At 63.6% G+C, this 24,690-nt stretch carries 30 protein-coding genes and 1 other RNA gene; 24 read left to right on the top strand and 7 right to left on the bottom strand.

Features of this window, described 5'->3' with window-relative positions; all coding sequences use genetic code 11:
• Window positions 1–13: 13 nt before the first annotated feature.
• Complete coding sequence (locus DT068_RS22090) at window positions 14–190, top strand: YdcH family protein (RefSeq protein WP_119392054.1); 177 nt, start codon at window positions 14–16, stop codon at window positions 188–190.
• Here the strand turns inward: DT068_RS22090 and DT068_RS22095 are convergent.
• From DT068_RS22095 to tkt, 4 genes are all read right to left on the bottom strand, one after another.
• Window positions 187–702, bottom strand: a complete 516-nt coding sequence (locus DT068_RS22095; RefSeq protein ID WP_119392055.1) for a cupin domain-containing protein — start codon at window positions 700–702, stop codon at window positions 187–189. The genes DT068_RS22090 and DT068_RS22095 overlap by 4 nt on opposite strands.
• Before the next feature lie 86 nt (window positions 703–788).
• Window positions 789–1,808, bottom strand: coding sequence for a class I fructose-bisphosphate aldolase (locus DT068_RS22100; RefSeq protein ID WP_119392056.1), 1,020 nt, complete (start codon window positions 1,806–1,808; stop codon window positions 789–791).
• A gap of 2 nt (window positions 1,809–1,810) precedes the next feature.
• The gene (locus DT068_RS22105) at window positions 1,811–3,010 is read right to left on the bottom strand and encodes a phosphoglycerate kinase (protein ID WP_119392057.1); all 1,200 of its coding nucleotides are present in this window, start codon (window positions 3,008–3,010) and stop codon (window positions 1,811–1,813) included.
• Between the two features lie 217 nt (window positions 3,011–3,227).
• Window positions 3,228–5,240 carry a transketolase gene (gene tkt, locus DT068_RS22110; protein WP_119392058.1) on the bottom strand — a complete coding sequence of 671 codons (2,013 nt, stop codon included), beginning with the start codon at window positions 5,238–5,240 and terminating at the stop codon, window positions 3,228–3,230.
• Window positions 5,241–5,430: 190 nt separating this feature from the next.
• On the opposite strand from tkt, the gene DT068_RS22115 reads away from it, so the two are divergent.
• Together DT068_RS22115 and DT068_RS22120 are read left to right on the top strand one after the other, a co-directional pair.
• Window positions 5,431–5,718 carry a DUF4164 family protein gene (locus DT068_RS22115; RefSeq protein ID WP_119392059.1) on the top strand — a complete coding sequence of 96 codons (288 nt, stop codon included), beginning with the start codon at window positions 5,431–5,433 and terminating at the stop codon, window positions 5,716–5,718.
• A gap of 5 nt (window positions 5,719–5,723) precedes the next feature.
• Window positions 5,724–6,077: a cell division protein ZapA gene (locus DT068_RS22120; protein WP_119392060.1), complete on the top strand. Its 354-nt coding sequence runs from the start codon at window positions 5,724–5,726 to the stop codon at window positions 6,075–6,077.
• Here DT068_RS22120 and DT068_RS22125 read toward each other — a convergent pair.
• Window positions 6,074–6,664: a CGNR zinc finger domain-containing protein gene (locus DT068_RS22125; protein ID WP_119392061.1), complete on the bottom strand. Its 591-nt coding sequence runs from the start codon at window positions 6,662–6,664 to the stop codon at window positions 6,074–6,076. The two genes, DT068_RS22120 and DT068_RS22125, sit on opposite strands and share 4 nt — an antisense overlap.
• Window positions 6,665–6,735: 71 nt before the next feature.
• Between DT068_RS22125 and DT068_RS22130 the strand changes: the two genes are divergently transcribed.
• The 4 genes from DT068_RS22130 (at window position 6,736) to DT068_RS22145 (ending at window position 9,210) form a co-directional block, all read left to right on the top strand.
• Window positions 6,736–7,449, top strand: coding sequence for a 3-keto-5-aminohexanoate cleavage protein (locus DT068_RS22130; RefSeq protein ID WP_119392062.1), 714 nt, complete (start codon window positions 6,736–6,738; stop codon window positions 7,447–7,449).
• A 73-nt stretch (window positions 7,450–7,522) separates the two neighbouring features.
• A non-coding RNA gene (gene ssrS, locus DT068_RS22135) (6S RNA) lies at window positions 7,523–7,681 on the top strand.
• 101 nt (window positions 7,682–7,782) lie between these two features.
• Window positions 7,783–8,382, top strand: coding sequence for a 5-formyltetrahydrofolate cyclo-ligase (locus DT068_RS22140; protein ID WP_119392063.1), 600 nt, complete (start codon window positions 7,783–7,785; stop codon window positions 8,380–8,382).
• A 6-nt stretch (window positions 8,383–8,388) separates the two neighbouring features.
• On the top strand, window positions 8,389–9,210 hold the full coding sequence (locus DT068_RS22145) for a TIGR00282 family metallophosphoesterase (RefSeq protein WP_119392064.1): 822 nt from the start codon (window positions 8,389–8,391) through the stop codon (window positions 9,208–9,210).
• 14 nt (window positions 9,211–9,224) lie between these two features.
• Here the strand turns inward: DT068_RS22145 and DT068_RS22150 are convergent, their stop codons facing one another.
• Window positions 9,225–9,560, bottom strand: coding sequence for a hypothetical protein (locus DT068_RS22150; protein ID WP_119392065.1), 336 nt, complete (start codon window positions 9,558–9,560; stop codon window positions 9,225–9,227).
• A gap of 134 nt (window positions 9,561–9,694) precedes the next feature.
• Here DT068_RS22150 and DT068_RS22155 point away from each other — a divergent pair, with 134 nt between their 5' ends.
• Window positions 9,695–10,444 carry a YebC/PmpR family DNA-binding transcriptional regulator gene (locus DT068_RS22155; RefSeq protein WP_119392066.1) on the top strand — a complete coding sequence of 250 codons (750 nt, stop codon included), beginning with the start codon at window positions 9,695–9,697 and terminating at the stop codon, window positions 10,442–10,444.
• Between the two features lies 1 nt (window position 10,445).
• Here DT068_RS22155 and DT068_RS22160 read toward each other — a convergent pair whose 3' ends face one another.
• Window positions 10,446–11,294 (bottom strand): alpha/beta fold hydrolase, encoded by an 849-nt coding sequence (locus DT068_RS22160; RefSeq protein ID WP_119392067.1) that lies wholly within the window; start codon window positions 11,292–11,294, stop codon window positions 10,446–10,448.
• A 53-nt stretch (window positions 11,295–11,347) separates the two neighbouring features.
• On the opposite strand from DT068_RS22160, the gene ruvC reads away from it, so the two are divergent.
• The 16 genes from ruvC to ftsH all read left to right on the top strand — a co-directional run bounded on the left by ruvC (window position 11,348) and on the right by ftsH (window position 24,652).
• Window positions 11,348–11,863, top strand: a complete 516-nt coding sequence (gene ruvC / locus DT068_RS22165) for a crossover junction endodeoxyribonuclease RuvC (protein WP_119392068.1) — start codon at window positions 11,348–11,350, stop codon at window positions 11,861–11,863.
• Between the two features lie 63 nt (window positions 11,864–11,926).
• Complete coding sequence (locus DT068_RS22170) at window positions 11,927–12,184, top strand: type II toxin-antitoxin system Phd/YefM family antitoxin (RefSeq protein ID WP_119392069.1); 258 nt, start codon at window positions 11,927–11,929, stop codon at window positions 12,182–12,184.
• Entirely contained in the window at window positions 12,181–12,609 is a 429-nt protein-coding gene (locus tag DT068_RS22175; protein WP_368905015.1) for a type II toxin-antitoxin system VapC family toxin, read from the top strand. The genes DT068_RS22170 and DT068_RS22175 overlap by 4 nt, the downstream gene beginning before the upstream one ends.
• Window positions 12,606–13,223 carry a Holliday junction branch migration protein RuvA gene (ruvA, locus tag DT068_RS22180; RefSeq protein WP_119392071.1) on the top strand — a complete coding sequence of 206 codons (618 nt, stop codon included), beginning with the start codon at window positions 12,606–12,608 and terminating at the stop codon, window positions 13,221–13,223. Before DT068_RS22175 ends, ruvA begins: the two co-directional genes overlap by 4 nt.
• A complete protein-coding gene (locus DT068_RS22185; RefSeq protein ID WP_119392072.1) occupies window positions 13,220–13,660 on the top strand; it encodes a hypothetical protein in 441 nt (146 codons plus the stop codon). The genes ruvA and DT068_RS22185 overlap by 4 nt, the downstream gene beginning before the upstream one ends.
• On the top strand, window positions 13,657–14,709 hold the full coding sequence (gene ruvB / locus DT068_RS22190) for a Holliday junction branch migration DNA helicase RuvB (RefSeq protein WP_119392073.1): 1,053 nt from the start codon (window positions 13,657–13,659) through the stop codon (window positions 14,707–14,709). The genes DT068_RS22185 and ruvB overlap by 4 nt, the downstream gene beginning before the upstream one ends.
• Window positions 14,702–15,145: a tol-pal system-associated acyl-CoA thioesterase gene (gene ybgC, locus DT068_RS22195; RefSeq protein ID WP_119392117.1), complete on the top strand. Its 444-nt coding sequence runs from the start codon at window positions 14,702–14,704 to the stop codon at window positions 15,143–15,145. Before ruvB ends, ybgC begins: the two co-directional genes overlap by 8 nt.
• A 207-nt stretch (window positions 15,146–15,352) precedes the next feature.
• Entirely contained in the window at window positions 15,353–16,063 is a 711-nt protein-coding gene (tolQ, locus tag DT068_RS22200) for a protein TolQ (protein ID WP_119392074.1), read from the top strand.
• A 2-nt stretch (window positions 16,064–16,065) separates the two neighbouring features.
• Window positions 16,066–16,545 (top strand): protein TolR, encoded by a 480-nt coding sequence (tolR, locus tag DT068_RS22205; protein ID WP_119392075.1) that lies wholly within the window; start codon window positions 16,066–16,068, stop codon window positions 16,543–16,545.
• Window positions 16,546–16,549: 4 nt separating this feature from the next.
• A complete protein-coding gene (gene tolA, locus DT068_RS28130; protein ID WP_162914371.1) occupies window positions 16,550–17,482 on the top strand; it encodes a cell envelope integrity protein TolA in 933 nt (310 codons plus the stop codon).
• Between the two features lie 10 nt (window positions 17,483–17,492).
• Window positions 17,493–18,827, top strand: a complete 1,335-nt coding sequence (gene tolB, locus DT068_RS22220) for a Tol-Pal system beta propeller repeat protein TolB (RefSeq protein WP_119392077.1) — start codon at window positions 17,493–17,495, stop codon at window positions 18,825–18,827.
• Window positions 18,828–18,946: 119 nt separating this feature from the next.
• Window positions 18,947–19,447 (top strand): peptidoglycan-associated lipoprotein Pal, encoded by a 501-nt coding sequence (pal, locus tag DT068_RS22225; protein WP_119392078.1) that lies wholly within the window; start codon window positions 18,947–18,949, stop codon window positions 19,445–19,447.
• A 279-nt stretch (window positions 19,448–19,726) separates the two neighbouring features.
• A complete protein-coding gene (gene pal / locus DT068_RS22230) occupies window positions 19,727–20,221 on the top strand; it encodes a peptidoglycan-associated lipoprotein Pal (RefSeq protein WP_119392079.1) in 495 nt (164 codons plus the stop codon).
• Between the two features lie 145 nt (window positions 20,222–20,366).
• A complete protein-coding gene (gene ybgF, locus DT068_RS22235; protein WP_119392080.1) occupies window positions 20,367–21,344 on the top strand; it encodes a tol-pal system protein YbgF in 978 nt (325 codons plus the stop codon).
• Window positions 21,331–22,602 (top strand): tRNA lysidine(34) synthetase TilS, encoded by a 1,272-nt coding sequence (gene tilS / locus DT068_RS22240; protein ID WP_119392081.1) that lies wholly within the window; start codon window positions 21,331–21,333, stop codon window positions 22,600–22,602. Before ybgF ends, tilS begins: the two co-directional genes overlap by 14 nt.
• A gap of 118 nt (window positions 22,603–22,720) precedes the next feature.
• Window positions 22,721–24,652, top strand: a complete 1,932-nt coding sequence (ftsH, locus tag DT068_RS22245; protein WP_119392082.1) for an ATP-dependent zinc metalloprotease FtsH — start codon at window positions 22,721–22,723, stop codon at window positions 24,650–24,652.
• Window positions 24,653–24,690: the final 38 nt, after the last annotated feature.

Below are 24,690 nucleotides of genomic sequence, written 5' to 3' on the forward strand. Positions count from 1 at the left end.
AGAGGAGGCTTTGATGAGCGTTCAAGCGCATCTCGGTGAACTGGCGGCAAAACATAAGGCTCTGGAAGCCGAGCTTGAGGACTGCATGTCCCATCCGGCTTCGTCAGATGCCGAAATTGCCGAGCTGAAGCGCAAGAAACTCCGAATCAAAGACGAGATGAGCAAAATCGCCGTGCAGATGAAGCACTAGCTCTTGCGGCGCTGCCGGTCCGGCAGGCCGTCATGCGGCCCAAGCGGCCGCGGGGGATCGATTTTCCAGTGCCGTGCGCCGATTTCGGCGTTGCGATGCGGGTGGAGTGGATAATGTATCCTGCTCCGCGTGCGTGACGCTTCGCCGACCACCAGGAATCTGACATCCCGATCGGTGTTGTTCAGGATCGTGTGGGCGAGGCCCGTCCCGGCAGGGAAGGAAACGCCATCGCCCGGCTTGAGACGTTTCAGATAGCCGTCGGCCCAAAGATCCGGCTCGCCCTCGAGGACGAAGACGAATTCCTCCTCGTCGGCCTCGGCATGCGGCCACGACACGCGCCGGCCGGGCTGCAATCTCTCGTGATGGATGCCGAGCCGCATCAGCCCGAATTTTTCGCCGAAGGAAGCGCTGATCGATTGGAGCTCGTCGGAGCCCTCGTAATGATTGTCGTCCTCGCCCTCGATATCGCGCCAATGCGCGATGAAAGCCGAGTAATCGACAGGCCCGGTCATGACCAACCTCCCTCACAAGCAGGACGGCCTGCCCGAGGCAGCTGCGTGGCGGCCCTTCAGGCAGGACGGTTCAGCAGACAAGATTCTCAGGCAGCCTTTTCGAGCTTCTGCGACCACTTGCCGGCAGCCGCGAGCGCGTTCATCTCGGCGCGGTGGTTGAATGCCTTCTGGGCGGCGGTGACATTCTCCGCCTTGCCCTTCCAGGTTTTCAGAGCCGCCGCCTGCAGCGCCCGGCCATAGGAGAAGGTGAGCTTCCAGGGCAGGTTGCCGATGGCGTTCATGTAGTGGAGATGCGCGGTTGCGTCCTCGTCCGACTGGCCGCCCGAGAGGAAGGCGATGCCCGGCACCGCGCCCGGCACGCAGCGCTTCAGCACGGCGACGGTCTTCTCCGCCACTTCCTCGCGCGAGGCCTGCCTGGGGCAGTCCTTGCCGGACACGACCATGTTCGGCTTGAGGATCGTGCCTTCGAGCGCGACGCCGGCATAATAGAGCTCGCGGAACAGCTCGCTCAGCGCCCATTCCGAGACCTTCATGCAGCTATCGATGTCGTGATTGCCTTCCATGAGCACTTCCGGCTCGACGATGGGAACGAGGCCGCCTTCCTGGCAGAGTGCCGCATAGCGGGCCAGCGCATGGGCGTTGGCATGGATGGAATTGTGGCTGGGCAGGCCCGGGCCGATATCGATCACCGCGCGCCATTTGGCGAACTGGGCGCCCAGGGCCACATATTCCTTGATGCGGTCACGCAGACCATCGAGGCCCTCGGTCACCGTTTCCTTGGGTGACAGAGCCAGAGGCTTGGCGCCGGCGTCGAGCTTGATGCCGGGAATGGCGCCCGCCGACTTGATGACGTCGACCAGGGGCGTCCCGTTCTTCGCCTTCTGGCGGATCGTCTCGTCGAACAGGATGACGCCCGAAATATACTTCGACATTCCCTCCCTGGCGGAGAACAGCATCTCGCGATAGTCGCGGCGATTTTCCTCCGTGGACGGAAGATTTATCGAGTCGAAGCGCTTCTTGATCGATCCGGTGCTTTCATCGGCGGCAAGTATGCCCTTGCCGGGCGTCACCATCGCTTCGGCCACTTTCGCGAGTTTGTCGGTCATTCTCAAGCTCCTCTCAATGCCGTCACACCTGGCAGCGGTTTGCCTTCCAGCCACTCGAGGAAGGCGCCTCCCGCCGTTGAAATGTAGCTGAAGTCATCGGCCGCGCCCGCATGATTGAGGGCCGCCACGGTGTCGCCGCCGCCGGCGATCGAAACGAGCTTGCCGCGCCTGGTCAGCTCGGCCGCATGGCGCGCCGCCTCATTGGTCGCCTTGTCGAAGGGGGCGATCTCGAAGGCGCCGAGCGGGCCGTTCCACACCACCGTGCCGGCCTTGTCGAAAGCGGCCTTGATGGCGGCGACGCTCTCAGGTCCCGTATCGAGGATCATGTCGTCGGCCGCGACATCGGACACGTCCACCACGCGGCTCGGGCTGCCGGCCTTGAACTCCCTGGCGACGACGCCGTCGACGGGAAGCAGGATCTCGCAGGATTTCGACTTCGCGGTGGCGATGATGTCCCTGGCGGTGTTCGCCAGATCATGCTCGCAGAGCGACTTGCCGACCGGATAGCCGAGCGCCGCCAGGAAGGTGTTGGCCATGCCGCCGCCGATCACGATCACATTGGCGATGCCCGACAGGTTGCCGAGCAATTCGAGCTTGGTCGAGACCTTGGCGCCGCCGACGACGGCAACGAGAGGACGCTTCGGCTTTTCGAGCGCAGCGGCGAGCGCCTTGAGCTCGGCCTCCATGGCGCGCCCGGCAAAGGCCGGGATGACATGGGCAATGCCCTCGGTCGAGGAATGGGCGCGGTGCGCCGCCGAAAAGGCGTCGTTCACATAGGCATCGCCGAGGCTGGCGAAGAGACTGGACAGGCCGGCGTCGTTCTTCTCCTCACCCGCATGATAGCGGGTGTTCTCCATGAGGAGGCACTCACCGGGCCTGGCCGCTTTGGCAGCCGCGACCGCCTTGCCGTCCTGCCAGTCGGTGAACACGAAGGTCACGGGCCGGCCCAGCGCCTTTTCGAGCGCCGGCGCCACGGGCTTCAGCGACATCTCCGGCACGACCTTGCCCTTGGGACGGTCGAAATGGGCGAGCAGGATGACGGCAGCGCCCTTGTCGAGCAGCTCCCTGATGGTCGGCACGATGCGCTCGATGCGGGTCGCATCGCGCACTTCGCCATTCTCGATCGGCACATTGAGATCGACGCGCAGCACGACGCGCTTGCCCTTCGCGTCGAGCTGGTCGAGGGTCCGGAAGGCCGGCATCAGCGCAAGGCCTCCAAGATTTCCCCTTCTCCCGTCCGGAGGATGGGAGAAGGTGCCCGAAGGGCGGATGAGGGCTCTTTCATGAAGCGTGCAAAGAATTCAAAAACAGTTCCTTTTGCGGGCAAAGAGCCCTCACCCGGCCTTCGGCCACCCATTGCTTCGCAACGGGCGAGGGGGGAAGTTGGAGACATTTCCCTTGCAAGTCCAAAGGCAGCCATCAGCGCTTCTTCTTTTTGACCGCTTGCAGCACGTGCTTCGCCGTGATGCCGAAATGCGGATAGAGCTTCTCGATCGGGCCCGATGCGCCGAAGCCGGTCATGCCGATGAAGATGCCGTCGAGGCCGATGAAGCGGTCCCAGTTGTTGCGCAGCGCCGCTTCGATGCCGATGCGGATCTTCTCGGTGCCGAGCACCTTGTCCTTGTAGGCCTTGCTCTGCTTTTCGAAGAGATCCATCGAGGGCACCGAGACGACGCGGGTCGGGATGCCGGCCTTGTCGAGCAGCGCCTTGGCATCGATGGCGATCTCAATCTCCGAACCTGACGCGAAGATGACAGCTTTCGACTTCTTCGCGCTGGCGGCGATCTCATAGGCGCCCTGAGCGCAGAGATTCTTCGCCGAGAAGGTGAGCCGCGCCGGCCTCAGCTTCTGGCGCGTCAAAGCCAGGATGCTCGGGGTCTTCGCGGCCTGCAGCGCCAGCTGCCAGCATTCCGCCGTCTCGACCGCATCGCAGGGACGGAAGACATGGAGATTGGGGATGGCGCGCAAAGCCGCCAGATGCTCGACCGGCTGGTGGGTCGGACCGTCCTCGCCGAGGCCGATCGAATCATGCGTCATCACATAGATCACGCGCACGCCCATCAGCGCCGAGAGGCGGATCGAGGGGCGGCAATAATCGGTGAAGACCAGGAAGGTGCCGCCATAGGGGATGACGCCGCCATGCAGCGCCATGCCGTTCATCGCGGCCGCCATGCCATGCTCGCGGATGCCGTAATAGACATAGCGCCCGCCATAGTCGGCGGCATTGAGGGCCTTGAGATCCCTGGACTTGGTGTTGTTCGAGCCGGTGAGGTCGGCCGAGCCGCCAATGGTCTCAGGCACTGCCGCATTGATGACGTCCAGCGCATTCTGCGAGGAATTGCGCGTGGCGAGCGCCGGCGGCGACTTGGCGAGCTCCTTCTTGTAGCCCGAGACGATCTCGTCGAAATTCGCCGGCAGGGTGCCCGCCCGGGTGCGGTTGAATTCGCTCTTGGCCGAGCTGGCGGCGAGGCGCTTCTCCCAGGCCTCGCGCTCGGCGCGGCCGCGCTTTCCGGCGGCGCGCCAGAAATCCAGGATGTCGCCAGGAATGTCGAAGGGCGGGTGGTCCCAGCCCAGCGTCTTGCGGGCGAGCGCCACTTCGTCAGCACCCAAGGGTGCGCCATGGGTGGCGGCGGTGCCCTGCTTGTTGGGCGCGCCATAGCCGATGATCGTCTTGCAGGCGATGAGCGAGGGCTTGTCGCTTTTCTGCGCGGCCTCGAGCGCCGCGGCGATGGCGTCGGCGTCATGGCCGTCGATGCGGGTCACGTTCCAGCCCGAGGCCTGATAGCGGGTGAGCTGGTCGGTCGAATCCGCCATCGACACCTTGCCGTCGATCGAGATGCCGTTGTCGTCGAAGAGCACGATCAGGTGGTTGAGCTTGAGATGGCCGGCAAGGGTTATCGCCTCTTGCGATATGCCTTCCATGTGGCAGCCGTCGCCCGCCAGCACATAGGTCTTGTGGTTGACGAGATCGCTGCCATAGCGGGCATTGAGATGGCGCTCGGCGATCGCCATGCCGACGGCATTGGCGAGGCCCTGGCCCAAGGGGCCGGTGGTCGTTTCGATACCCTCCGCATGGCCATATTCGGGATGGCCCGCCGTCTTCGACCCGAGCTGGCGGAAATTCTTCAGCTGGTCGAGCGTCATGTCCTTGTAGCCAAGGAGGAAAAGCAGCGAATAGAGCAGCATCGAGCCGTGTCCGGCGGACAAGACGAAGCGGTCGCGGTCGGGCCAGTGCGGGTCGGCGGCGTCGAATTTGAGGAAGCGCGAAAACAGCACGGTCGCGATGTCGGCAGCGCCCATGGGAAGCCCCGGATGGCCGGAATTCGCCTTCTGCACGGCATCCATGCTCAGCGCCCGGATCGCATTGGCGCAGGTCCGGAGCTTCAGGCGCTCTTCATCCGAAGTGAGGGTGGCGCTGAGGGGGAGCGGCATAGGTGCCGCCATATCGGATGTCATGGGCTGCTCGCTTTCCGGTGATGCGGGGGGCCACAGATAGCATCCGAGCCCCCCGAGTCAACCTCCCGGGACGACAGTCGAGGCGGTTGCACGGATGGGCGGCTGCGCCTAATTTACAAGCAGTGCCGGAAGGGATTCGCTGAGGCCGGCCAGCAGTTGGGATGAAATGGCGGACACGCGCAAGCTTGACGAGGCGTTCAACCGGTTCGACGCAGCGCTCAGACAGTTCGAAGCCGCTGTCGAGCGGCAGAACGAACGCAAGTCGCAAGAGGAGTCGCTGGAGGCGGCGGCGGAAGCCTTGCGGCTCGACCGCTCGCGCCTCGCGCAGGAGCTCGATGGCGTGCGTGCCAAGGCCACCGACCTCGTCTCCACCAACCAGAAGGCCGTCGGCAAGATCGACGCGGCCATGTCACGCATCCGCGCCGTCCTCCACAGCAACAGCGGAGGCTCGTGACGGCGATGGCGCAAGTGATCGTCCAGGTCAATGACCGCCCCTATACGATGCAGTGCCCGGATGGCGAGGAAGACCATCTGCGCGAGCTGGCGAAGCTGCTCGACGCGGAAGTCTCGCGCATCAAGAGCAATGTCGGCACGGTGGGCGACATCAGGCTCCTGGTGATGGCGGGGCTCATGGTGGCCGACCGCCTGTCGGAATCGGTCAGGCGCATCGAGGAGCTTGAGGATCAGCTGCGTGGCGCACGCGAGGCGCGCAACGCCACCAGCCAGCAGGCCCGCGAAATGGAAGCCAAGTTCGCCGAACGTCTCGAAATGGCGGCGCAGCGCCTGATGGGCCTCACGCGCAAGATGGGCTAAGTCTTCTGCCGGCGGCGATAGGCCGCCTTCTTCACCTTGTTGCCGCAGCCATTCATGGCGCACCAGCGCCTTCTGCCGGGACGCGAATTGTCGACGAACAGGACCGAGCAATGCGCATCGGCGCATTTGCGCACGCGCGCGAGCGCGCTGCCGGACAGAAGATCGATCGCATCGCGCGCCACGGTGGCGAGAACAGCTTCATGAGGTGCGGCCGAAGACCAGGTGCTGGGCCGGCCAATGGAAGTGAGGGTGGGGACAAGCGGAGGCTTCTCGGCGGCGGCATTGACGAGCGCAAGATCGCTCTCATCCGGGGCTTTGCGGGCGAGGGCATCGGCAACGAGCCGATACAGCGCCTCGCGCAGACGGCGCGCCGCGTCGAGCTCGCCAGCCGATACCGCGACCTCGCGCGCAAGCAGCCGCGCCTCGACATACCAGCGGGCCAGATCGCGCGCGTTGCGCCAGCGGTCGAAGCCCAGATGATCGCGATCGCCCATGGTGGCGATGAAATCGAGGCACAGGCGGCCGGAACGGAAGCGGAAGTTCCAGTCCGACGGGTGGATGTCCTGGCGGGTGCCGTCATCTGCCATGGGTACTTGTATAACCGGTGCCCTCTTGCTAGTCTAGGCACCAGTTTTACCGGTTCCAAATGGAGATTGTCATGCTGCAGGCCTGTCTCAATGGCGCGCGCACGCGCCAGGATCATCCCCGGGTTCCGTTGAGCGCCGAGGAACTGGCGTTGGATGCCGAGCGCGTGGTTGGCGCAGGCGTGACGGAGCTCCATGTTCATCCGCGCGATGCGAAAGGAATCGAGACGCTGGCGCCCGACGATATTGCCGCGGCGGTGCAAGCGATCCGGGCCAAGGTGCCGGGCGTGCCGGTCGGGCTGTCGACGCGCGAAGGCATCCGCACCGACAGATCGCGCGGGTTCGATGCCCTGCGGGCCTGGTCGGTGCTGCCCGACTATGTCTCGGTCAATCTGAGCGAGGCCGATGCTCCCGAGATCATCGCGCTCATGTCGGAAAAGGGCGTTGCCGTCGAAGCGGGCCTCGCCACCGCGGCGGATGCCAGGAGGTTCGTCAAGCTTGCGACGGCGAAACAGGCGCTGCGCGTCCTGGTGGAGATCGACTTCGAAAAAGATGTCGCCGGCGCGCTGAGGCTTGCCGACGAGATCATGGGCATCCTGGAGGACAGCCGCTTCGGCCTGCCGATCCTGCTGCATGGTTTCGACGAGACCATGTGGCCTCTCTATCACCGGTCCCTCGAGCTTGGCGTCGATGCGCGCCTCGGACTCGAGGACGGCGTCACCCTGCCGGATGGCAGCCTTGCCGCCGACAACAGCGATATCATCCGAGCCATCGGCAAGGTGGCTTGAAGTCCTGCACCTCGCCGAAAGTTGCTCAGGCGAGGTTCTGGATTTCAGGATCGCTTGCGCCTAAATAGGGATCGGCGAGCTGCCCGGTGCGTGAGGAGATCTTTTCCCTGGGGCCTATACGATTCTCGCGGGAGCTGTCCCTGGGCTTGGCCGTGGCCTTGCCCACACGGCGCCCACCTACACTTGTAGGTACCCGGGATCGTCACTCTCCCACGGCCATGGCGGCCCGCCACACGATCACGATCATGTCAGATCGAATCGATGAGACATGATAGCTATGAGCATCGGCGTAAGATCGATGTGCACCAAAAGAATTTGAAACGAGGGTCTGACATGCAAGTTGCAAAACGCTCCGGCGATGTTGTCGATCAAAAGCGCCGGGCGAGAACGGCCGCCAATGCGGCGCGCACCCACGCCCACAAGACCCTCGGCGAAAGAGCCGGCCTGATGCTGGCGCAGCACGAGTTGCCGGTCAGCCGCGTGAATGGACAGGCTTCCGTTTCCGGCTTCTATCCCTATCAGGACGAGATCAACGTGCTGCCCCTGCTGGCGCGGCTCGTCAGCGAGGGCTGGCAGACGGCCCTTCCGGTGGTCATGGCGAAGGGGGCACCGCTGACCTTCCGCGCCTGGGCGCCCGGCGAGCCGACGGGGCGTGGCATATGGGACATCCATGTGCCGCTGGAATCGGCGCCCGAGCTCGAACCCGATGTGCTGCTGGTGCCGATGCTGGCCTTCGACCGGCGCGGCTATCGCCTCGGCTATGGCGGCGGCTTCTATGACCGTACGCTGACCGAATTGCGCAAGCTCAAGCCGGTCACCGCGATCGGCGTCGCCTATGCCGAGCAGGAAATCGACGAGGTTCCGGTCGCCTTCTATGACGAGCCGCTCGACTGGATCCTGACCGAGCGCGGCGTCATCGAGCCGAAACGCTGATCCCCCATGCGCCTCCTGTTTCTCGGCGACGTCGTCGGCCGCACCGGCCGTGAGGCGGTGGCGCGCGTGCTGCCGCAATTGCGCGAGCGCCTGGCGCCCGATTTCGTCGTGATCAACGGCGAGAATGCCGCGCATGGATTCGGCATCACCGAGGACATCCATCAGGGCCTCATCGATGCCGGCGCCGATGTGGTGACGCTGGGCAACCATGCCTTCGACCAGCGCGAGGCGCTCGTCTTCATCGAGCGCGTGCCCAATATGCTCCGTCCACTGAATTATCCGCCGGGAGCGCCGGGCAAGGGCGTCGGCGTCTTCACCACGAAGGACGGGCGGCGCGTGCTGGTGATGAACATCATGGGCCGGGTGATGATCGAGCCGCAGCTCGACGATCCGTTCCGCGCCGTCGACCGTGAGCTCGAATTGTGCCCGCTGGGCAAGGCCTGCGATGCGGTGATCATCGATTTCCATGCCGAGGCGACGTCGGAGAAAATGGCCTTCGGCCACTATGTCGACGGACGCGCCAGCCTGGTGGTGGGGACGCACACGCATGTGCCGACCGCCGACCACATGATCCTCAAGGGTGGCACCGCCTATATGAGCGATGCCGGCATGTGCGGCGATTATGATTCGGTGATCGGCATGGCCAAGGAAGAGCCGCTGCAGCGCTTCCTGCGCAAGCTTCCGATCGAGCGCATGCGCCCGGCGGAAGGCGAGGCGACGGTGTCAGGCGTCGCGGTCGAAACCGACGATGCGACCGGCCTTGCGGTCAAGGTCGCGCCGCTGCGTATCGGCGGCCGTCTCTCCGAAGCGCGGATCGATTTCTGGTAGGCGAAAGATCTGAATCAGCGCTTGCGCAGATAGTCCGGCCCGGATGCCGGGCGCGCCATGTGGCCGCCGCGGGCCTCGTGGACCATCTGGTCCATCACCTTGACGGCACGCGCCCATTCATTCTGCGCCTCGCGGCCATCGCCGCGGCTCAGCGCGTCATTTCCGGCCTTGAGATGGTTCTCGGCCGTCTGGGAGCAATCCGCAAGGGTGGCGATGGCCGCGAAAGCCCGCCCTGACGGCGCCGAGCTGGCCAGCGAGCGCACCTTTTTGAGGGCCGCCGCACAGGCGGTGCCGGTTACGCCCTCCGCCGCGAAAACAATGCCGTTTGCCGATCCTGGCTTCACCGTCATGGAACGCTCCTGTTACTCACAATATCGAGTCAAATTGGGCGATCCGCCTTAAGGACGGGTTAAGCCAGCCGGGGCGCTTGTTAATCTTGTCGGATGAGGTTTATAAGGCCTCAAAATTACGGATTTGAGACACTATGGCAGGTCATTCCCAGTTCAAGAATATCATGCACCGGAAGGGCAAGCAGGACGCCATCCGTTCGCGCCTGTTCTCGAAGCTCGCCCGCGAAGTGACGGTGGCGGCGAAGACCGGCCTGCCCGACCCCGAGAAGAATCCAAGGCTCAGGCTCGCGGTGCAGAATGCCCGCGCCGAGAACATGCCGAAGGACAATATCGAGCGCGCCATCAAGAAGGCGCTGGGCGGCGATGCCGATACCTATGAAGCGATCCGTTACGAAGGCTATGGGCCGGGCGGCGTCGCCGTCATCGTCGAGGCGCTCACCGACAACCGCAACCGCTCGGCCAGCAATGTGCGCTCGCTGTTCGCGAAATATGGCGGCAATCTCGGCGAGACGGGCTCGGTCGCCTTCATGTTCAACCGCGCCGGCGAAATCACCTACAAGACGCAAGCGGGCTCTGCCGATCAGATGATGGAAGCGGCGATCGAAGCCGGCGCCGACGATGTCCAGTCGGACGAGAACGGCCATATGATCCTGTGCGCCTTCGAGAGCATCGGCGAAGTGACGTCTGCGCTCTCGGCCAAGCTCGGTGATGCCGAGACGGTGAAGGTCGTGTGGAAGCCGCAGACGATGACGCCGGTCGATGAAGAGACGGCGCAGACCCTGATGAAGCTCATCGATGCGCTCGATGAGGACGACGACGTGCAGAACGTCTTCACCAATTTCGAAGTCTCCGACGAAGTGATGAAGAAGCTCACCGCCGCGTGAGCTATTTCAAGAACTCTAGGACGGCCTGGGTGAAGGCTTTCGGATCCTGCAGCATGGCGAAGTGGCTGACGCCCGGCAGGATGACGAGCCGGGCGCCGGGAATGGCTTTCGACATCTCGACATTGTGCTCCTGGCGGATCGCCTCGTCATGCTCGCCGTCGGCAATCGCTACGGGTGCTGTGATCTTGGCCAGTTGCTCCGGCGTGTAGTTCGGCTGCGTTGCCCACATCTGGCCGATCTGAGTGAGGAAGTCGTTGTACTCCTTGGGCGTCTTGGACAGCCTTTCATAATCCTTGCCGGCATTCTCGATGTATTTCGCGAAGGTCGGGTTCTTGTCGATATCGGGCTTGAGGCCTGAGACATTGGTATTGGCGCCGAAGGCAAAGAGCCGGTCGAGACGGTCGGGATAGTTCATGGCGATGTCGAGGCCGATGATGCCGCCATCGCTCCAGCCGACGATCGAGGCCTTGTCGATCTGGAGATGATCCATGAGGCCGATGACGTCCTTGGCCATGAGGGCATAGCTATAGGGCTCGGCATTGCGCGTCGACTGGCCGTGGCCGCGACTGTCCATGGCGATGACCTGATATTGCTTGGCGAGCTCCGCCACCTGGCCGCCGAAATATTCCATATTGCCCAGCCCGCCATGCAGCAGCAGGAGGGGCGAGCCGTCGCCCCAGACCGCATAATGGATGGTGATGCCATTGACCGGCGCATCGCCGGTTTCGCTGGCGGGCGGCAAGGGGAGCGGCGCGGGCAGCGTCTTCCACAGCTCCTCCGCCCGCGCCGGAAGGATGGCCAAGACAAGCACGGTGATGATGAACGCGAAGGACGGGAGAAATCTGCGCATGATTGATCTCCGTGAAGCTGCGATGATGGGCAAAGGATGCTATGCCTCGCCCCATGGCTCTGTCCACTGTTCGAATCATCGGCATCGATCCGGGCCTCCGGCGCACCGGCTGGGGCATGATCGCCTGCGAGGGCTCGCGTCTTTCGCATATCGCCGACGGGGTGCTGACCAGCGACCAGGCGCTGTCGCTGGCCGAGCGGCTGGTGCAGCTGCGCAGCCAGCTCGCGCAGGTCATTGCCGAATGGCGACCCGACGAGGCGGCGGTCGAGGAGACCTTCGTCAATACCGATGCGCGCGCCACGCTGAAGCTCGGCCAGGCGCGCGGCATAGCCCTGCTGGTTCCGGCGGAAGCGGGCCTCCCGGTCGCCGAATATGCGCCGAACCAGGTGAAGAAGACGGTGGTCGGCGCCGGCCATGCCGAGAAGGAGCAGATCCACCATATGGTGAAGATCCTGCTGCCGCGGGCGCAGCCCAAATCGGCCGATGCCGCCGACGCGCTCGCCATCGCCATCTGCCACGCCCATCACCGGGGTGCCCAAACCTTGGCCAAGCGGCTGGCGCGTTCTTGACTTGTTCCTAAGAACGCGCTATAAATGTAGCTACGTTTCTACATAACGCCCGACGGAGGCGGCATGACCATCACAACCTTGTCCAGCCGGGAATTCAACCAGGATACAAGCCGCGCCAAGAAGGCGGCCCAGAAAGGCCCGGTCTTCATCACTGATCGCGGCAAGCCGGCGCATGTCCTGCTCAGCATCGAGGAGTACCGACGGCTGACCGGCAAGGGGCGCAGCATCGTCGACATGCTTGCAATGCGGCCAGGCGAAGGTGATTTCGAGTTTGATCCGCCGCGCGTGGTCATCGCGGTCAAGCCGGTCGACTTTTCCTGATGTTTATTCTCGATACCAATGCCGTTTCAGAATTGCGTAAAGTCCAATTCGGAAAAGCGAATGCCCGCTTCGTACAATGGGCAGACAATACTTCCCCGTCCGATCTTTATGTCTCGGCCATCACCATCATGGAGATCGAGATCGGCGCTTTGCAGATGGAGCGTCGGGATGCCGTGCAAGGCGCTGCCCTGCGCCGCTGGCTGGAGAACCAAGTCCTGCCGAGCTTTGAAGAAAGGATATTGCCGGTCGATCTGGATGTCGCCCGGCGCTGTGCGAATCTTCATGTTCCCGACCGGAAGAATGAGCGTGATGCGCTCATTGCAGCTACAGCCCTGGTTCATAAAATGACCGTTGTGTCCCGCAATGTCGCTGATTTTGCTTCGACGGGCGTAGCGCTCGTCAATCCGTGGGATCATGCCTCATGATCAGCAAGCTCAAAGGCCGCATCGACGCGTACGGACCAGACTGGGTCGTCATCGATGTGAATGGCGTGGGCTATCACTGCGCCTGCTCGACCAAGACGCTGGCGCATCTGCCGGCGGCGGGCGAGTTCGCCGAGGTCCTGACCGAGATGCTGGTGAGCCAGGACATGATCCGCCTCGTCGGCTTCGCCACCCAGAGCGAGCGCGAATGGTTCAGGCTGCTGCAGACGGTGCAAGGGGTGGGCACCAAGGTGGCGCTGGCGCTGCTCTCGACACTGAGCACGGCCGAGCTCGGCAATGCCATAGCGCTCCAGGACAAGGCGATGGTGTCGCGGGCGCCCGGCGTCGGGCCCAAGGTCGCGCAGCGGATCGTCAGTGAGCTGAAGGACAAGGCGCCGGCCTTCGCGCCCGCCGATCCGGCATTGGCGAAACTGCAGGCCGAGCTTGGCGGACCGAAGCCCACGGCGGCGTCGGATGCGGTGTCGGCGCTGGTCAATCTGGGCTATGGCCAGACTCAGGCCGGGGCCGCGGTGAGCGCCGCGATGCGCAAGGCCGGCGAGGATGCGCAGACCGAGCAGCTGATCCGGCTCGCGCTCAAGGAACTGGCGCTGGCATGAGCGGGGTTGCTGCATCTGGCTCCGCGGGCCGTCCGCTCTGGGCCAGGCTGATCACGACCGTTCTGGTGACGGTCCTCATCGGTCCGCTGCTCGGTACGATCCTTGTTCTCCTCACCAACGCGATCGGCGCGGCGCCGGACGCGATCGTGACGATCCTGCAGGGCAGATCCCTATGGGTCGTGCTGTTCGAGGGCTATGTGGCGGGCGGCGTGCCGGCGTTTATCTGCGGCCTCAGTTTCGCCCTTTGCGGCTGGCTCTCGGGCAGGCTGTCGATATGGGTTCCGATTCTCGTTGCGCTGGCACTGGCATTCCTTTTCAAAATTGTTTTCTATGGCGTGGCGGGCGTCGGCATCGTCTTTAGCGTGATCATCCATATCGCGCCGGCGCTCGCGACCTGGTGGCTGGTGAAAGCCTTTTGGCAGAGAAGAGAAATATGACTGCGGCCTCCGACCGTCTGATAGACCGCGATCTGCGTCCCGAGGATCAACTCGACACGCATCTGCGCCCGCAGTTGCTGAAGGAATTCGTCGGCCAGACGAAGGCCAAGCAGAATCTGCATGTGTTCATCGAGGCGGCGAAGGGGCGCAACGAGGCGCTCGATCATGTGCTTTTTGCCGGCCCGCCCGGGCTCGGCAAAACGACGCTGGCGCAGATCGTGGCGCGCGAGCTCGGCGTCAATTTCCGTGCCACATCAGGACCGGTCATCGCCAAGGCCGGCGACCTCGCGGCCCTTCTCACCAATCTCGAGGAGCGCGACGTCCTCTTCATCGACGAGATCCACCGGCTCAATCCGGCGGTCGAGGAGATTCTCTATCCGGCAATGGAGGATTTCCAGCTCGATCTCATCATCGGCGAGGGTCCGGCGGCGCGCTCGGTGCGCATCGACCTGGCGAAATTCACGCTGATCGGGGCGACGACGCGAACCGGGCTTCTGACCACGCCACTCAGAGACCGTTTCGGCATTCCGGTGCGGCTCGATTTCTACACCGAGGAGGAACTGCTCGACATCATAAGGCGCGGGGCGCGCGTGCTCCAGGTGGCGATGGCGGAAGAAGGCGCGCGCGAGATCGCGCGACGCTCGCGCGGCACGCCGCGCATCGCCGGGAGGCTTCTGCGCCGGGTGCGCGATTTCGCCACCGTCGCCGGCACGGACATGATCGACGCCAGGGCCGCCGACAAGGCGCTGCGCAATCTCGAGGTCGATGCGAAGGGGCTCGATGCGCTCGATCACCGCTACCTCACCTGCATCGCCGTGAATTTCGGCGGCGGGCCGGTCGGCGTCGAGACCATCGCCGCCTCGCTTTCGGAAGCACGCGATGCGATCGAGGAAGTGATCGAGCCCTTCCTCATCCAGCTGGGCTTCGTCAATCGCACACCGCGCGGCCGGCTGCTGACGCCGCATGCCTTCCGGCATCTGGGCCTGGGGGTGCCGCAGCGCCCGGAGATCACGCAAGGAATCCTGCCGCTCGAGAATGGCGATGACTGAGGGAACGGAGATCGCCGGGCGCATCGCGGGCGACCATCACGTGCTGCCGGTGCGCATCTATTACGAGGACACGGATTTCTCCGGCGCCGTCTATCATGCCAACTATCTCAAATTCTGCGAGCGCGGCCGCTCCGATTGCCTGCGGCTCCTCGGCATCCATCATCACGAGATGCACTGGCATGAGACCGAAGGGCGCATGGGCTTCGTGGTGCGCCGGATGGTCTGCGATTTCCTGAAACCTGCCCGGATCGACGACCTGCTCGAGGTCGAGACCCGGTTCCGCGAGATGGCGGGGGCGCGCATGGAACTCGACCAGAGAGTGGTGCGGGGCGGCGAGACGCTGTTTTCGGCCCAGGTGACGGTGGTGCTGGTCGACGCGGCCGGGCGGCCAAAGCGGCTCCCCAAGGCCATGGCGGCGGCGCTCAAGACCTTTTGACGCAACCGATGTCCCGTTTGGGGCGGTGATCGTAACCATACCTTAACCATAGCTTGGTGTTCTCAAGGGTGTCCGGACTTCGGAATTGGCGTGAAAACGCCAGCTACGCCGCAGTTTGGACAGATTTAACCGTATTTACCTCGCTCTCTTCACCCAGAAGATCGGGCGGGGTTCGGGATTCGCCGGCGGTGGGAAAGAAAGCAAAGCATGGAAGTCGAGACGGTACAGAATGTGGCGGCAGGGGCGGGACAGCTCTCGCTCTGGCATCTGATCTGGAATGCGGGCTTTGTCGTCCAGCTGGTGATGATCGGCCTCGCCGCGGCCTCGGTATGGTCGTGGGCGATCATCTTCGAGAAATTCTTCGTCTATCGCCGCACCCAGGCGCAGGCCGAGAAATTCGAGCAGAATTTCTGGTCCGGGCAGTCGCTGGAAGACCTCTATATGGCGCTGGGCTCGCGCAACAATTCGGGGCTGGCGGCGATCTTCATGGCGGCGATGCGCGAATGGAAGCGCAGCCAGGGGGCGGCCACAAGGGCCGGCTTCCAGGGCGTGCAGAAGCGCATCGAGAAGGTGATGGATGTGCAGATCCAGAAGGAGATGGGCTATATCGAATCCAGGCTTTTGTTCCTGGCGACGGTCGGCTCGGCGACCCCCTTCATCGGCCTGTTCGGCACCGTGTGGGGCATCATGACGAGCTTCCAGGCCATCGCCAACTCGCAGAACACCAATCTGGCGGTGGTGGCGCCCGGCATCGCGGAAGCCCTCATCGCCACGGCGCTTGGCCTCCTTGCTGCCATACCGGCGACAATCTTCTACAATAAGTACGCCGCCGACGCGTCGAAGATCGGGGCCAGACTGGAGAACTTCGCCGACGAATTTTCCGCGATCATCTCGCGGCAGCTGGACGAGCGGGTGTAGGCATGGGTGCATCGGCAGGTGGAGCGAACGGAGGATATACGAGGCGCAGCAGCCGGCGGCGCTCCTCCTTCTCGGCCATGAGCGAGATCAATGTGACGCCGTTGGTCGACGTCATGCTGGTGCTGCTCATCGTGTTCATGGTCGCCGCCCCCCTGATGACGGTCGGCGTGCCGATCGAATTGCCGCAGACCAAGGCCAAGCCGCTGCAAGGCGACAGCGAGCCGATCACCGTGTCGGTCGACAAGGAAGGCAAGGTCTTCCTGCAGGAAACCGAGATCGACCCGGAGACGCTGATCGCCAAGCTCGAGGCGATTGCCGCCAACGGATATGACGAACGCATTTTCGTGCGCGGCGACACGGCGGTGAACTATGGCGCGGTGATGAGGGTGATGGGCGCCCTCAATGCCGCGGGCTACAAGAAGATCGGTCTCGTCACGGGCTCCGAGCCCGACAAGAAGGAACAGAAGAAGGCGCAGAAATAGGGAAATGCGGCGCAGCCTCACGATATCGCTCCTGGCGCATGCGGCGATCCTCGCCTGCGCCTTTATCGTGCTGCCCAATCCGGAAGAGTTCAAAGTCGAAGAACAGGAATCGATCCCGATCGATATCGTCTCGATCGAAGATCTGGGCAAGCGCCAGGCGACGGTGAAGACGCCGGAGAAGCCGGTGGAGAAGGCCGCACCCAAGCCGGTGGAACAGGTTCAGTCGGTGAAGCCAGCGCCAGAAGTGGCGCCCGAAGTGAAGACGGCGGCCAAGGAAGTGTCGGCGCCGCCGCCCGAGCCCAAGCCCGAGGTCAAGGAAGAACCGAAGAAGGAAGAGCCGAAGCCGGAGCCCAAGCCGGAAGAGCTTGCCGAGCTCATCAAGAAGACCGACGAGCCCGAGCCCGAGAAGAAAAAGGAAGAGCCGAAGAAGGCGGAAGTGAAGCCGGAAAAGAAGCCGGTCGAGAAGCAGCCGGAGAAGAAGCCCGACAAGAAAGCGAAGCCCAAGAAGGAATTCAACCTGGACGACATCTCCGCCTTCCTCAACAAGACGGATGAGAAGCGCACGGCACCACTGAAGCAACAAGCCGAAGCCGGTACGCCGAAACAGGGTGAATTCAATCTGTCGGGGTTGGATGATGGCGTCGCAGCGACCTTGAAGGATGCCTTGCAACAGCATCTGTATAAATGCTGGGACGTGCCCCCAGGGGCGCGTGAGGCTGAAATTCAGGTGAAGGTCCATTTCTTCCTCAATCCAGACGGCACGGTGAGTGGAGCGCCAGAAGTCGTGAACGGCAGATCAGATCCGCTGTTTGCTGCCACCGCTCAATCCGCCCTATCGGCGGTGATGAGTTGCCAAGCCTATACCTTCTTGCCGCAAGACAAGTATGACATGTGGCGGGAAATAACATTCACATTCAATCCGAACTTGATGAGCTAGATGAGGCGGCATGACCTTGAAGCGCGTTCCTGACCCACGTTTCCTCACGGCTGCCCTCGCTGCCCTCATATGGCTGGCGCTCCTGTCCCCGGCGCGCTCCCAGGGCCTTGAGGTGGACATCAACAAGGGCCAGATCGACCCGTTGCCGATCGCCATCACCGCCTTTGTCGGCACATCGCAGGACAGCGCCCAGGCGGGCGCCGACATCGCCGGCGTCATCGCCAACAATCTCGGCCGCTCGGGCTATTTCCGTCCGCTGCCGCCCGAATCCTTCATCGAGCAGATCAGCAATTTCGACCAGGAGCCGCGCTTCGGCGACTGGCGCCAGATCCAGGCCAAGGCGCTGGTGACCGGGCAGGCGATGATGGAAGGCGGCAGGCTCAAGGCGCAGTTCATCCTGTGGGATGTGGGCTCGCAGCAGAAGCTCGCCGGCTTCGAATTCGCGACCTCGCCCAGTAACTGGCGCCGCTTGGCGCATCTCATCTCCGACAAGATCTATGAGACGATGACCGGCGTGCCGGGCTATTTCGACACGCGCATCGTCTTCGTCTCCGAGTCGGGCCCCAAGGACAAGCGGATCAAGAAGCTCGCGATCATGGATCAGGATGGCTTCAATGTGCGCACGCTCACCGACGGCCGGCAGCTGGTGCTGACGCCGCGTTTCTCGCCCAACTCGCTCGAGATCACCTATATGGATTTCGGCACCGGGGCGCCGCGCGTCTATCTCTACAATATCGAGACCAAACAGCGCGAGATCGTCGGCGAATTTCCCAATATGAGCTTCTCGCCGCGCTTCTCGCCGGACGGCCAGCGCGTCATCATGAGCATGCAGGAAGGCGGCGCCGCCAATATCTTCGTCATGGATCTGCGCTCGCGCCGGATGCAGCAGCTCACCAATAGCGACGCCATCAACACGGCGCCGTCCTATTCGCCGGACGGCAGCCAGATCGCCTTCGAAGTGGGCGGCGACAATTCGCAGCAGATCTATGTCATGAATGCCGACGGCTCGAATCCGCGCCGCATCTCCTCCGGCAGCGGGCGCTATGCGACGCCGGTGTGGTCGCCCGACGGGAAATATATCGCCTTCACCAAGCAGGGCGGCGGCCGCTTCGCCATCGGCGTCATGAATCCGGACGGCAATGGTGAGAGAATATTAACCGAAGGTTTTCATAATGAAGGTCCGACATGGGCGCCGAACAGCCGCGTGATCATGTTTTTCCGCGACGAGCCGGGAGAAAGTGGTGGCCCCAGGCTCTATTCGGTCGACGTCTCGGGCTACAACGAGCAGCTCGTCAAGACGCCGAGCTTCGCGTCGGATCCGGCGTGGTCGCCGTTGTTGAATTGATCTGCCTACGGATTGAATCCTGAAGCAGTAACGAAGTTGGTTTCGGGGCTTGGGGGTCCTGCTTGCACCGGAGGTTTCTCTCGCGCAGGCGCCAGCGACTTAAAGGAGTGGGATAAGTCATGTTGCGTATGAGTGCGGGGTTCAAGGCCTTGGCCTTGTGTTTCTGTTTCCTGGCCCTTGCGGCCTGTTCCAAGAAGAGCACGCCCGATCTCGAGGCCGAGAACGGCCTCGGCCGGGCCGCGGTCGCGGGCTCGGAACAGCAGTTCAAGACCGAAGTGGGCGATACCGTCTTCTATCTGGTCGACCAGTCGACGCTGACGCCGGAAGGCCAGGAGACGCTGCGCAGGCAGGCGGCCTGGCTCAGGCAGTATTCGCACGTCATGATCCAGGTCGAGGGCCATGCGGATGAGCGCGGCACGCGCGAATACAACATCTCGCTGTCGGCGCGGCGCGCCACCACGACCCGTAACTTCCTGATCGCCCAGGGCATCGAAGCGAGCCGCATCTCGACGATCGCCTATGGCAAGGAGCGTCCGGCCGCGCTCTGCGATGCCGAACAGTGCTGGTCGCAGAACCGCCGCACCGTGACCGTCATCACGTCGGGCGCCAAGACGAGCTAGGCGTCTCATACATATCCTTATGAAACAGGGCGAGCATGGTTCCCATGCCCGCCTTTTTTCTGTTATTTCCTAGCCTAATTTCGCCACTGCGGCGGTAATGGTCACAGAATCGCCGCGCTGTTACGGTCATAAGCCAGTCAATCCGTGCTCCCTGGCGCTGCCGGGAAGGGAATTTTAACCCTGCTTGAGCACAGTGCGGTAGCAATTTGGTCCTGTGGTGGGTGAGCGGAGCGGCTCGGCCGGCCGCATGCACAGGGCGGGACATAGGAGTGGGACATCATGTTGCGTCGGTTGGCGGATCTCAAGATCGCTGTGATTTGTTGCTGTTTTCTGGCTTTGGCCGCGTGCTCGAAGAAGAATCAGCCGGATCTCGAAGGCGATGGCGCCGGAACGGCGGTTCCGGGGTCGGAAAAGGATTTCGCCATCAATGTCGGCGACCGCATCTATTTCATCGTCGATACCTCGACGCTGACGCCTGAAGCCCAGGAAACCCTGCGCCGCCAGGCCGCCTGGCTCCGGCAGTATCCCAATGTCACGGTGCAGGTCGAAGGCCATGCCGACGAGCGCGGCACGCGCGAATACAATATTTCCCTGTCCGCCCGGAGAGCCACGGCCACCCGCGAGTTCCTGATCGCCCAGGGCGTCCAGGGCAACCGCATATCCTCGATCGCCTATGGCAAGGAACGGCCGGTGGCATTGTGCGATGCGGAACAATGCTATTCCCAGAACCGGCGCGCCGTCACGGTGATCACCGGCGGGGCGGTTTCCGGATAGTTTACGGCCCGGGACCTGTGGCCTCTCGGCAACAGGTCCCAGATGTTTCGCAAGCCCCCTTGCCAAGCCTCATTTTCACCGCCTTTGAAGACCAAGCCCGTTCACGGGGTGCTGGGGACGGCTCGGCACAGCAGCGGTTTACGCGATGAAGACAGTATTGAAGTTCACGGTTCCGGCAGCCCTCCTGATGGCGTTGGCGGTCGGCGGCGCGCCCCAGTCCCTGGCCCAGTCCGACGGCGAGCTCGCCGACCGGGTGAGCCGGATGGAAGAGCAGATGCAGCAGCTCATGGGCCAGGTGGAGCAGCTGACCTTCGAAGTCAGGCGCCTGCAGGGCCAGCGCAAATCGGGCGATCTCAGCGCGCCGGTCCAGCAGAAGAAGCGCCAGGTCGCCTCACAGGACGCGGTCGAGAGCCAGGGCATCGAGCAGATCGAAGGCGATACCGAATATACCCAGCAGCCCATGCGCACGATCGGCGATGACGACCTGCCGGAAGGCCAGGTGCAGAAGGCGCCCGGCCCCAAGATCCTCGGCACGCTGCCCGGCACCGCCTATCAGCAGCAGAATGATAGCGGTTATCAGCAGGGCGATAATGGCGAATTCCAGGGCCAGGTCCTGGTGCCGCTCGGCCAGAATGACGGCGGCGGCCAGGTGCTGGTGCCGCCCGCCAATGACAATGCCGATGGCGGCAACAGTCTCGTGCCGGAAAAGGTCGAGACGGTGGCGCTGGGTACCGCGGCCTCGGCCGATCCGGAGGTCGTCTATGAGCGCTCCTATGAGAGTCTGCTCAGACGCCAGTTCGGCGATGCCGAGGTCGGCTTTCGCAGCTTCCTCGAGCAGCATCGCGACCACAGCCTGGCCGGCAATGCCCAGTACTGGCTGGGCGAGACCTATTATGTGCAGGGCGACTACAAGCAGGCGGCGCAAGCCTTCCTGTCGGGCTATCGCGATTTCCCGAAGAGCCGCAAGGCGGCCGACAGCCTCCTGAAGCTCGGCCTGTCGCTCAACCGCCTGGGCCAGAAGGAGCAGGCCTGTGCCGCCTATATGCAGGTCGGCACCCAGTTCCCCAAAGCGGCCGAGGCCAAGAAGCGGGCCCAGTCGGAGGTCAGGCGTGCCGGCTGCTGAGGCAGCCCGGCCGATCGATCTCGAAACGTCGAAAGGGTTGTTCGAAACCCTTTCCTTCCATGCCCATGTGGCGCTCGCCGTCTCGGGCGGCGGCGATTCAACGGCGCTCATGTGGCTCGCCGCGCGCTGGGCCGCCGCGCTCACCCATCCGCCCAAGATCAGTGTGCTGACGGTCGACCATGGCTTGCGGCCGCAGGCGGCGCTCGAATGCCGGCGCGTGGCGCAATGGGCCGAGGCACTCGGCCTCGCGGCGCATATCCTCACCTGGAAGGGGCCCAGGCCCGAGAGCGGTATCCAGGCCGGCGCACGGGACATGCGCTATGGGCTGATGCGCGACTGGTGCCGTGCCCATCAGGCCACGCTTCTGGTCACCGCCCATACGCTGGAAGACCAGGCCGAGACGGTGCTCATGCGGCTGGCTCGCGGCAGCGGCATCCGCGGCCTCGCGGCGATGCGGCCGGACAAAACGGGTGACATATTGCTGGAACGGCCGCTGCTGAGGACATCTCGCGCGGCGCTCAGGGCAACCCTCGCCGCCGCCGGCCATCCCTGGATCGAGGATCCGAGCAATGAGGACGAGCGCTTCGAAAGGGTGCGTTGGCGCAAGGCGCTTGCCGAACTGGGCGATCTCGGCCTGACGCCGCAGACCCTGGCGCGCTCGGCCGAGAGGCTTTCACGCGCATTGCTGCCGCTCGATGAGCTGGCGCGGGATTTTCTCGCCCGGCATGTCGATCTGCGGCCGGAAGGCTTCGCCATGATCGAGCGGGCCTCCTTCCACAAGCTCGATGACGAGATCGGCATTTCGGTGCTGGAGCGGCTGCTCGGGCATCTGGGCGGCGGCGGCGAGCCGCCCCGGCTGATGGCGGTGGAGGCGCTTCATCAATGGCTGCGGCGTGGCGAAAGCCAGGCGCGGACATTGGCCGGCTGCCGGATCGCGCAGCGCCAGCGCCAGCTCCTCATCGGGCGCGAGCCCGGCCGGATCAATGCGAGCCCGGTCGCCCTTGTCCCCGGCAAGAGCGTCCTGTGGGACAACCGCTTCCGGATCGCGATCGCCAAGGGCGGCCGACCGTGCCAGATCGTGCCGGTCAAGGCTTTGAAAATGGCCCGCAATCCCCATATCCCGGCTTTCGTTCAGGAGTCTCTGCCCGCCATTCTCCTCGATGGGGAAGTGGCGGCGGTTCCGGGGCTTGGATTCCTTGGAGAAAGAGCCCCGACAGGCTTGCAGGCCCAGGCCGAATTTCACAAACTTGGCCCTTAAATTGCTTCCCGGGAGGCGCTACGCTTGGCAATGACGCTGCGCATCCCTATGTTAGAATTAACTTTTGGGCGTCAGGATTGCCCAGGTTTTGGGCCATGCGCCTTGAGAGAGGAACGAAGTGAATAATTTCCGCAATTTCGCCGTCTGGATCGTCATCGCGATCCTGCTCTTTGCCCTGTTCAGCCTGTTCCAGGGCCAGGCGTCGCGCTCGAATTCCAAGGACATGGATTATTCGCAGTTCCTCGACAAGGTGAATTCGGGCGAGGTGCAGACGGTCACCATCACCGATGCCGGGAATGGCTCGAGCTATATCACCGGCAAGCTCTCGAGCAATGACAGCTTCTCCACCTATGCGCCCTTCGATGGCGACCTGATCAAGCTGCTCAAGGACAAGAACGTCACCTTTAACGCCAAGCCGGCGCAGAACGACTCGTTCCTCTCCAATGCGCTGTTCTACTGGCTGCCGACGCTGCTGCTGATCGGCGTGTGGGTGTTCTTCATCCGCCAGATGCAATCGGGCGGCGGCAAGGCCATGGGCTTCGGAAAGTCCAAAGCCAAGCTCCTAACCGAGCGGCATGGCCGCGTCACTTTCGAGGATGTCGCCGGCGTCGATGAGGCCAAGGAAGACCTGCAGGAGATCGTCGAGTTCCTGAAGGATCCGCACAAGTTCCAGCGCCTCGGCGGCAAGATCCCGAAAGGTGCGCTTCTCGTCGGCCCGCCCGGCACCGGCAAGACGCTCTTGGCGCGCGCCATCGCGGGCGAGGCCAATGTGCCCTTCTTCACCATCTCGGGCTCCGACTTCGTCGAGATGTTCGTCGGCGTCGGCGCGTCGCGCGTGCGCGACATGTTCGAGCAGGCGAAGAAGAACGCGCCCTGCATCATCTTCATCGACGAAATCGACGCGGTCGGCCGTCATCGCGGCGCCGGCCTCGGCGGCGGCAATGACGAGCGCGAGCAGACGCTCAACCAGCTCCTCGTCGAGATGGACGGCTTCGAAGCCAATGAGGGCGTGATCCTGGTCGCGGCCACCAACCGGCCCGACGTGCTTGATCCCGCTCTTCTGCGTCCCGGCCGTTTCGACCGGCAGATCACCGTTCCCAATCCCGACATCGTCGGGCGCGAGCAGATCCTGCGCGTCCATATGCGCAATGTGCCGCTGGCGCCGGATATCGATCCCAAGGTGATTGCGCGCGGCACGCCCGGCTTCTCGGGCGCCGATCTCGCCAATCTGGTCAACGAGGCGGCGCTTCTCGCGGCCCGGCGCAACAAGCGCCTGGTGACGCAGCATGAATTCGAAGACGCCAAGGACAAGGTGATGATGGGCGCCGAGCGCCGCTCGCTCGTGATGAGCGAGGAGGAGCGCCGCAACACCGCCTATCATGAAGCGGGTCACGCCATTGTCGGCCTGTCGGTTCCCTATGATCCGCTGCACAAGGTCACGATCATTCCGCGCGGCCGGGCGCTCGGCGTCACCATGAACCTGCCGGAAGGCGATCGCTATTCACGCACGCGCGAATGGTGCGAGGCGAGGCTCGCCGTCCTGTTCGGCGGCCGCGAGGCCGAGCTCATCCTGGGCGGCGAGAAGAACGTCACCAACGGCGCCACCGGCGATATCCAGATGGCGACCCAGCTGGCGCGCGCCATGATCACCGAATGGGGCATGTCCGACAAGCTCGGACGGGTGCGTTACAATGGCAATGAGCAGGAAATCTTCCTCGGCCATTCGGTGACGCAGACCAAGAATCTTTCCGACGAGACCGCCAAGCTCATCGATGAGGAGATCCGCAAGCTCATCGAGGACGGCGAGAAGAAGGCGCGCGACATCCTGCGCAAGGGCAAGGACAAGCTGCACCTGCTGGCCAAGGCGCTGCTCGAATTCGAGACGCTGTCAGGCGAGGAGGTGAAGCTGGTGCTCAAGGGCGAGAAGATCCAGCGCGACGATCATGGCGGCCACAAGAAGCCGGAGAAATCGGCGTCGTCGGTGCCCGTCACCGGGCGCCCGAAAGGCGGCGCCGCCACTGGCGACATGGAGCCGCAACCGCAAAGCTGAGGCGATGTTGCCCTCGCCCCGCTTCAGCGGGGAGAGGG

It is taken from the genome of Taklimakanibacter lacteus (assembly GCA_003576695.1).
Lineage (GTDB): Bacteria > Pseudomonadota > Alphaproteobacteria > Rhizobiales > Aestuariivirgaceae > Taklimakanibacter > Taklimakanibacter lacteus.

Bases quoted from the DNA above. Each gene is read 5' to 3' on its own strand.
- DT068_RS22090 (WP_119392054.1), top strand. From the start codon at position 14: ATGAGCGTTCAAGCGCATCTCGGTGAACTGGCGGCAAAACATAAGGCT.
- DT068_RS22095 (WP_119392055.1), bottom strand. From the start codon at position 702: ATGACCGGGCCTGTCGATTACTCGGCTTTCATCGCGCATTGGCGCGAT.
- DT068_RS22100 (WP_119392056.1), bottom strand. From the start codon at position 1,808: ATGACCGACAAACTCGCGAAAGTGGCCGAAGCGATGGTGACGCCCGGC.
- DT068_RS22105 (WP_119392057.1), bottom strand. From the start codon at position 3,010: ATGCCGGCCTTCCGGACCCTCGACCAGCTCGACGCGAAGGGCAAGCGC.
- tkt (WP_119392058.1), bottom strand. From the start codon at position 5,240: ATGCCGCTCCCCCTCAGCGCCACCCTCACTTCGGATGAAGAGCGCCTG.
- DT068_RS22115 (WP_119392059.1), top strand. From the start codon at position 5,431: ATGGCGGACACGCGCAAGCTTGACGAGGCGTTCAACCGGTTCGACGCA.
- DT068_RS22120 (WP_119392060.1), top strand. From the start codon at position 5,724: ATGGCGCAAGTGATCGTCCAGGTCAATGACCGCCCCTATACGATGCAG.
- DT068_RS22125 (WP_119392061.1), bottom strand. From the start codon at position 6,664: ATGGCAGATGACGGCACCCGCCAGGACATCCACCCGTCGGACTGGAAC.
- DT068_RS22130 (WP_119392062.1), top strand. From the start codon at position 6,736: ATGCTGCAGGCCTGTCTCAATGGCGCGCGCACGCGCCAGGATCATCCC.
- DT068_RS22140 (WP_119392063.1), top strand. From the start codon at position 7,783: ATGCAAGTTGCAAAACGCTCCGGCGATGTTGTCGATCAAAAGCGCCGG.
- DT068_RS22145 (WP_119392064.1), top strand. From the start codon at position 8,389: ATGCGCCTCCTGTTTCTCGGCGACGTCGTCGGCCGCACCGGCCGTGAG.
- DT068_RS22150 (WP_119392065.1), bottom strand. From the start codon at position 9,560: ATGACGGTGAAGCCAGGATCGGCAAACGGCATTGTTTTCGCGGCGGAG.
- DT068_RS22155 (WP_119392066.1), top strand. From the start codon at position 9,695: ATGGCAGGTCATTCCCAGTTCAAGAATATCATGCACCGGAAGGGCAAG.
- DT068_RS22160 (WP_119392067.1), bottom strand. From the start codon at position 11,294: ATGCGCAGATTTCTCCCGTCCTTCGCGTTCATCATCACCGTGCTTGTC.
- ruvC (WP_119392068.1), top strand. From the start codon at position 11,348: ATGGCTCTGTCCACTGTTCGAATCATCGGCATCGATCCGGGCCTCCGG.
- DT068_RS22170 (WP_119392069.1), top strand. From the start codon at position 11,927: ATGACCATCACAACCTTGTCCAGCCGGGAATTCAACCAGGATACAAGC.
- ruvA (WP_119392071.1), top strand. From the start codon at position 12,606: ATGATCAGCAAGCTCAAAGGCCGCATCGACGCGTACGGACCAGACTGG.
- DT068_RS22185 (WP_119392072.1), top strand. From the start codon at position 13,220: ATGAGCGGGGTTGCTGCATCTGGCTCCGCGGGCCGTCCGCTCTGGGCC.
- ruvB (WP_119392073.1), top strand. From the start codon at position 13,657: ATGACTGCGGCCTCCGACCGTCTGATAGACCGCGATCTGCGTCCCGAG.
- ybgC (WP_119392117.1), top strand. From the start codon at position 14,702: ATGACTGAGGGAACGGAGATCGCCGGGCGCATCGCGGGCGACCATCAC.
- tolQ (WP_119392074.1), top strand. From the start codon at position 15,353: ATGGAAGTCGAGACGGTACAGAATGTGGCGGCAGGGGCGGGACAGCTC.
- tolR (WP_119392075.1), top strand. From the start codon at position 16,066: ATGGGTGCATCGGCAGGTGGAGCGAACGGAGGATATACGAGGCGCAGC.
- tolA (WP_162914371.1), top strand. From the start codon at position 16,550: ATGCGGCGCAGCCTCACGATATCGCTCCTGGCGCATGCGGCGATCCTC.
- tolB (WP_119392077.1), top strand. From the start codon at position 17,493: ATGACCTTGAAGCGCGTTCCTGACCCACGTTTCCTCACGGCTGCCCTC.
- pal (WP_119392078.1), top strand. From the start codon at position 18,947: ATGTTGCGTATGAGTGCGGGGTTCAAGGCCTTGGCCTTGTGTTTCTGT.
- pal (WP_119392079.1), top strand. From the start codon at position 19,727: ATGTTGCGTCGGTTGGCGGATCTCAAGATCGCTGTGATTTGTTGCTGT.
- ybgF (WP_119392080.1), top strand. From the start codon at position 20,367: ATGAAGACAGTATTGAAGTTCACGGTTCCGGCAGCCCTCCTGATGGCG.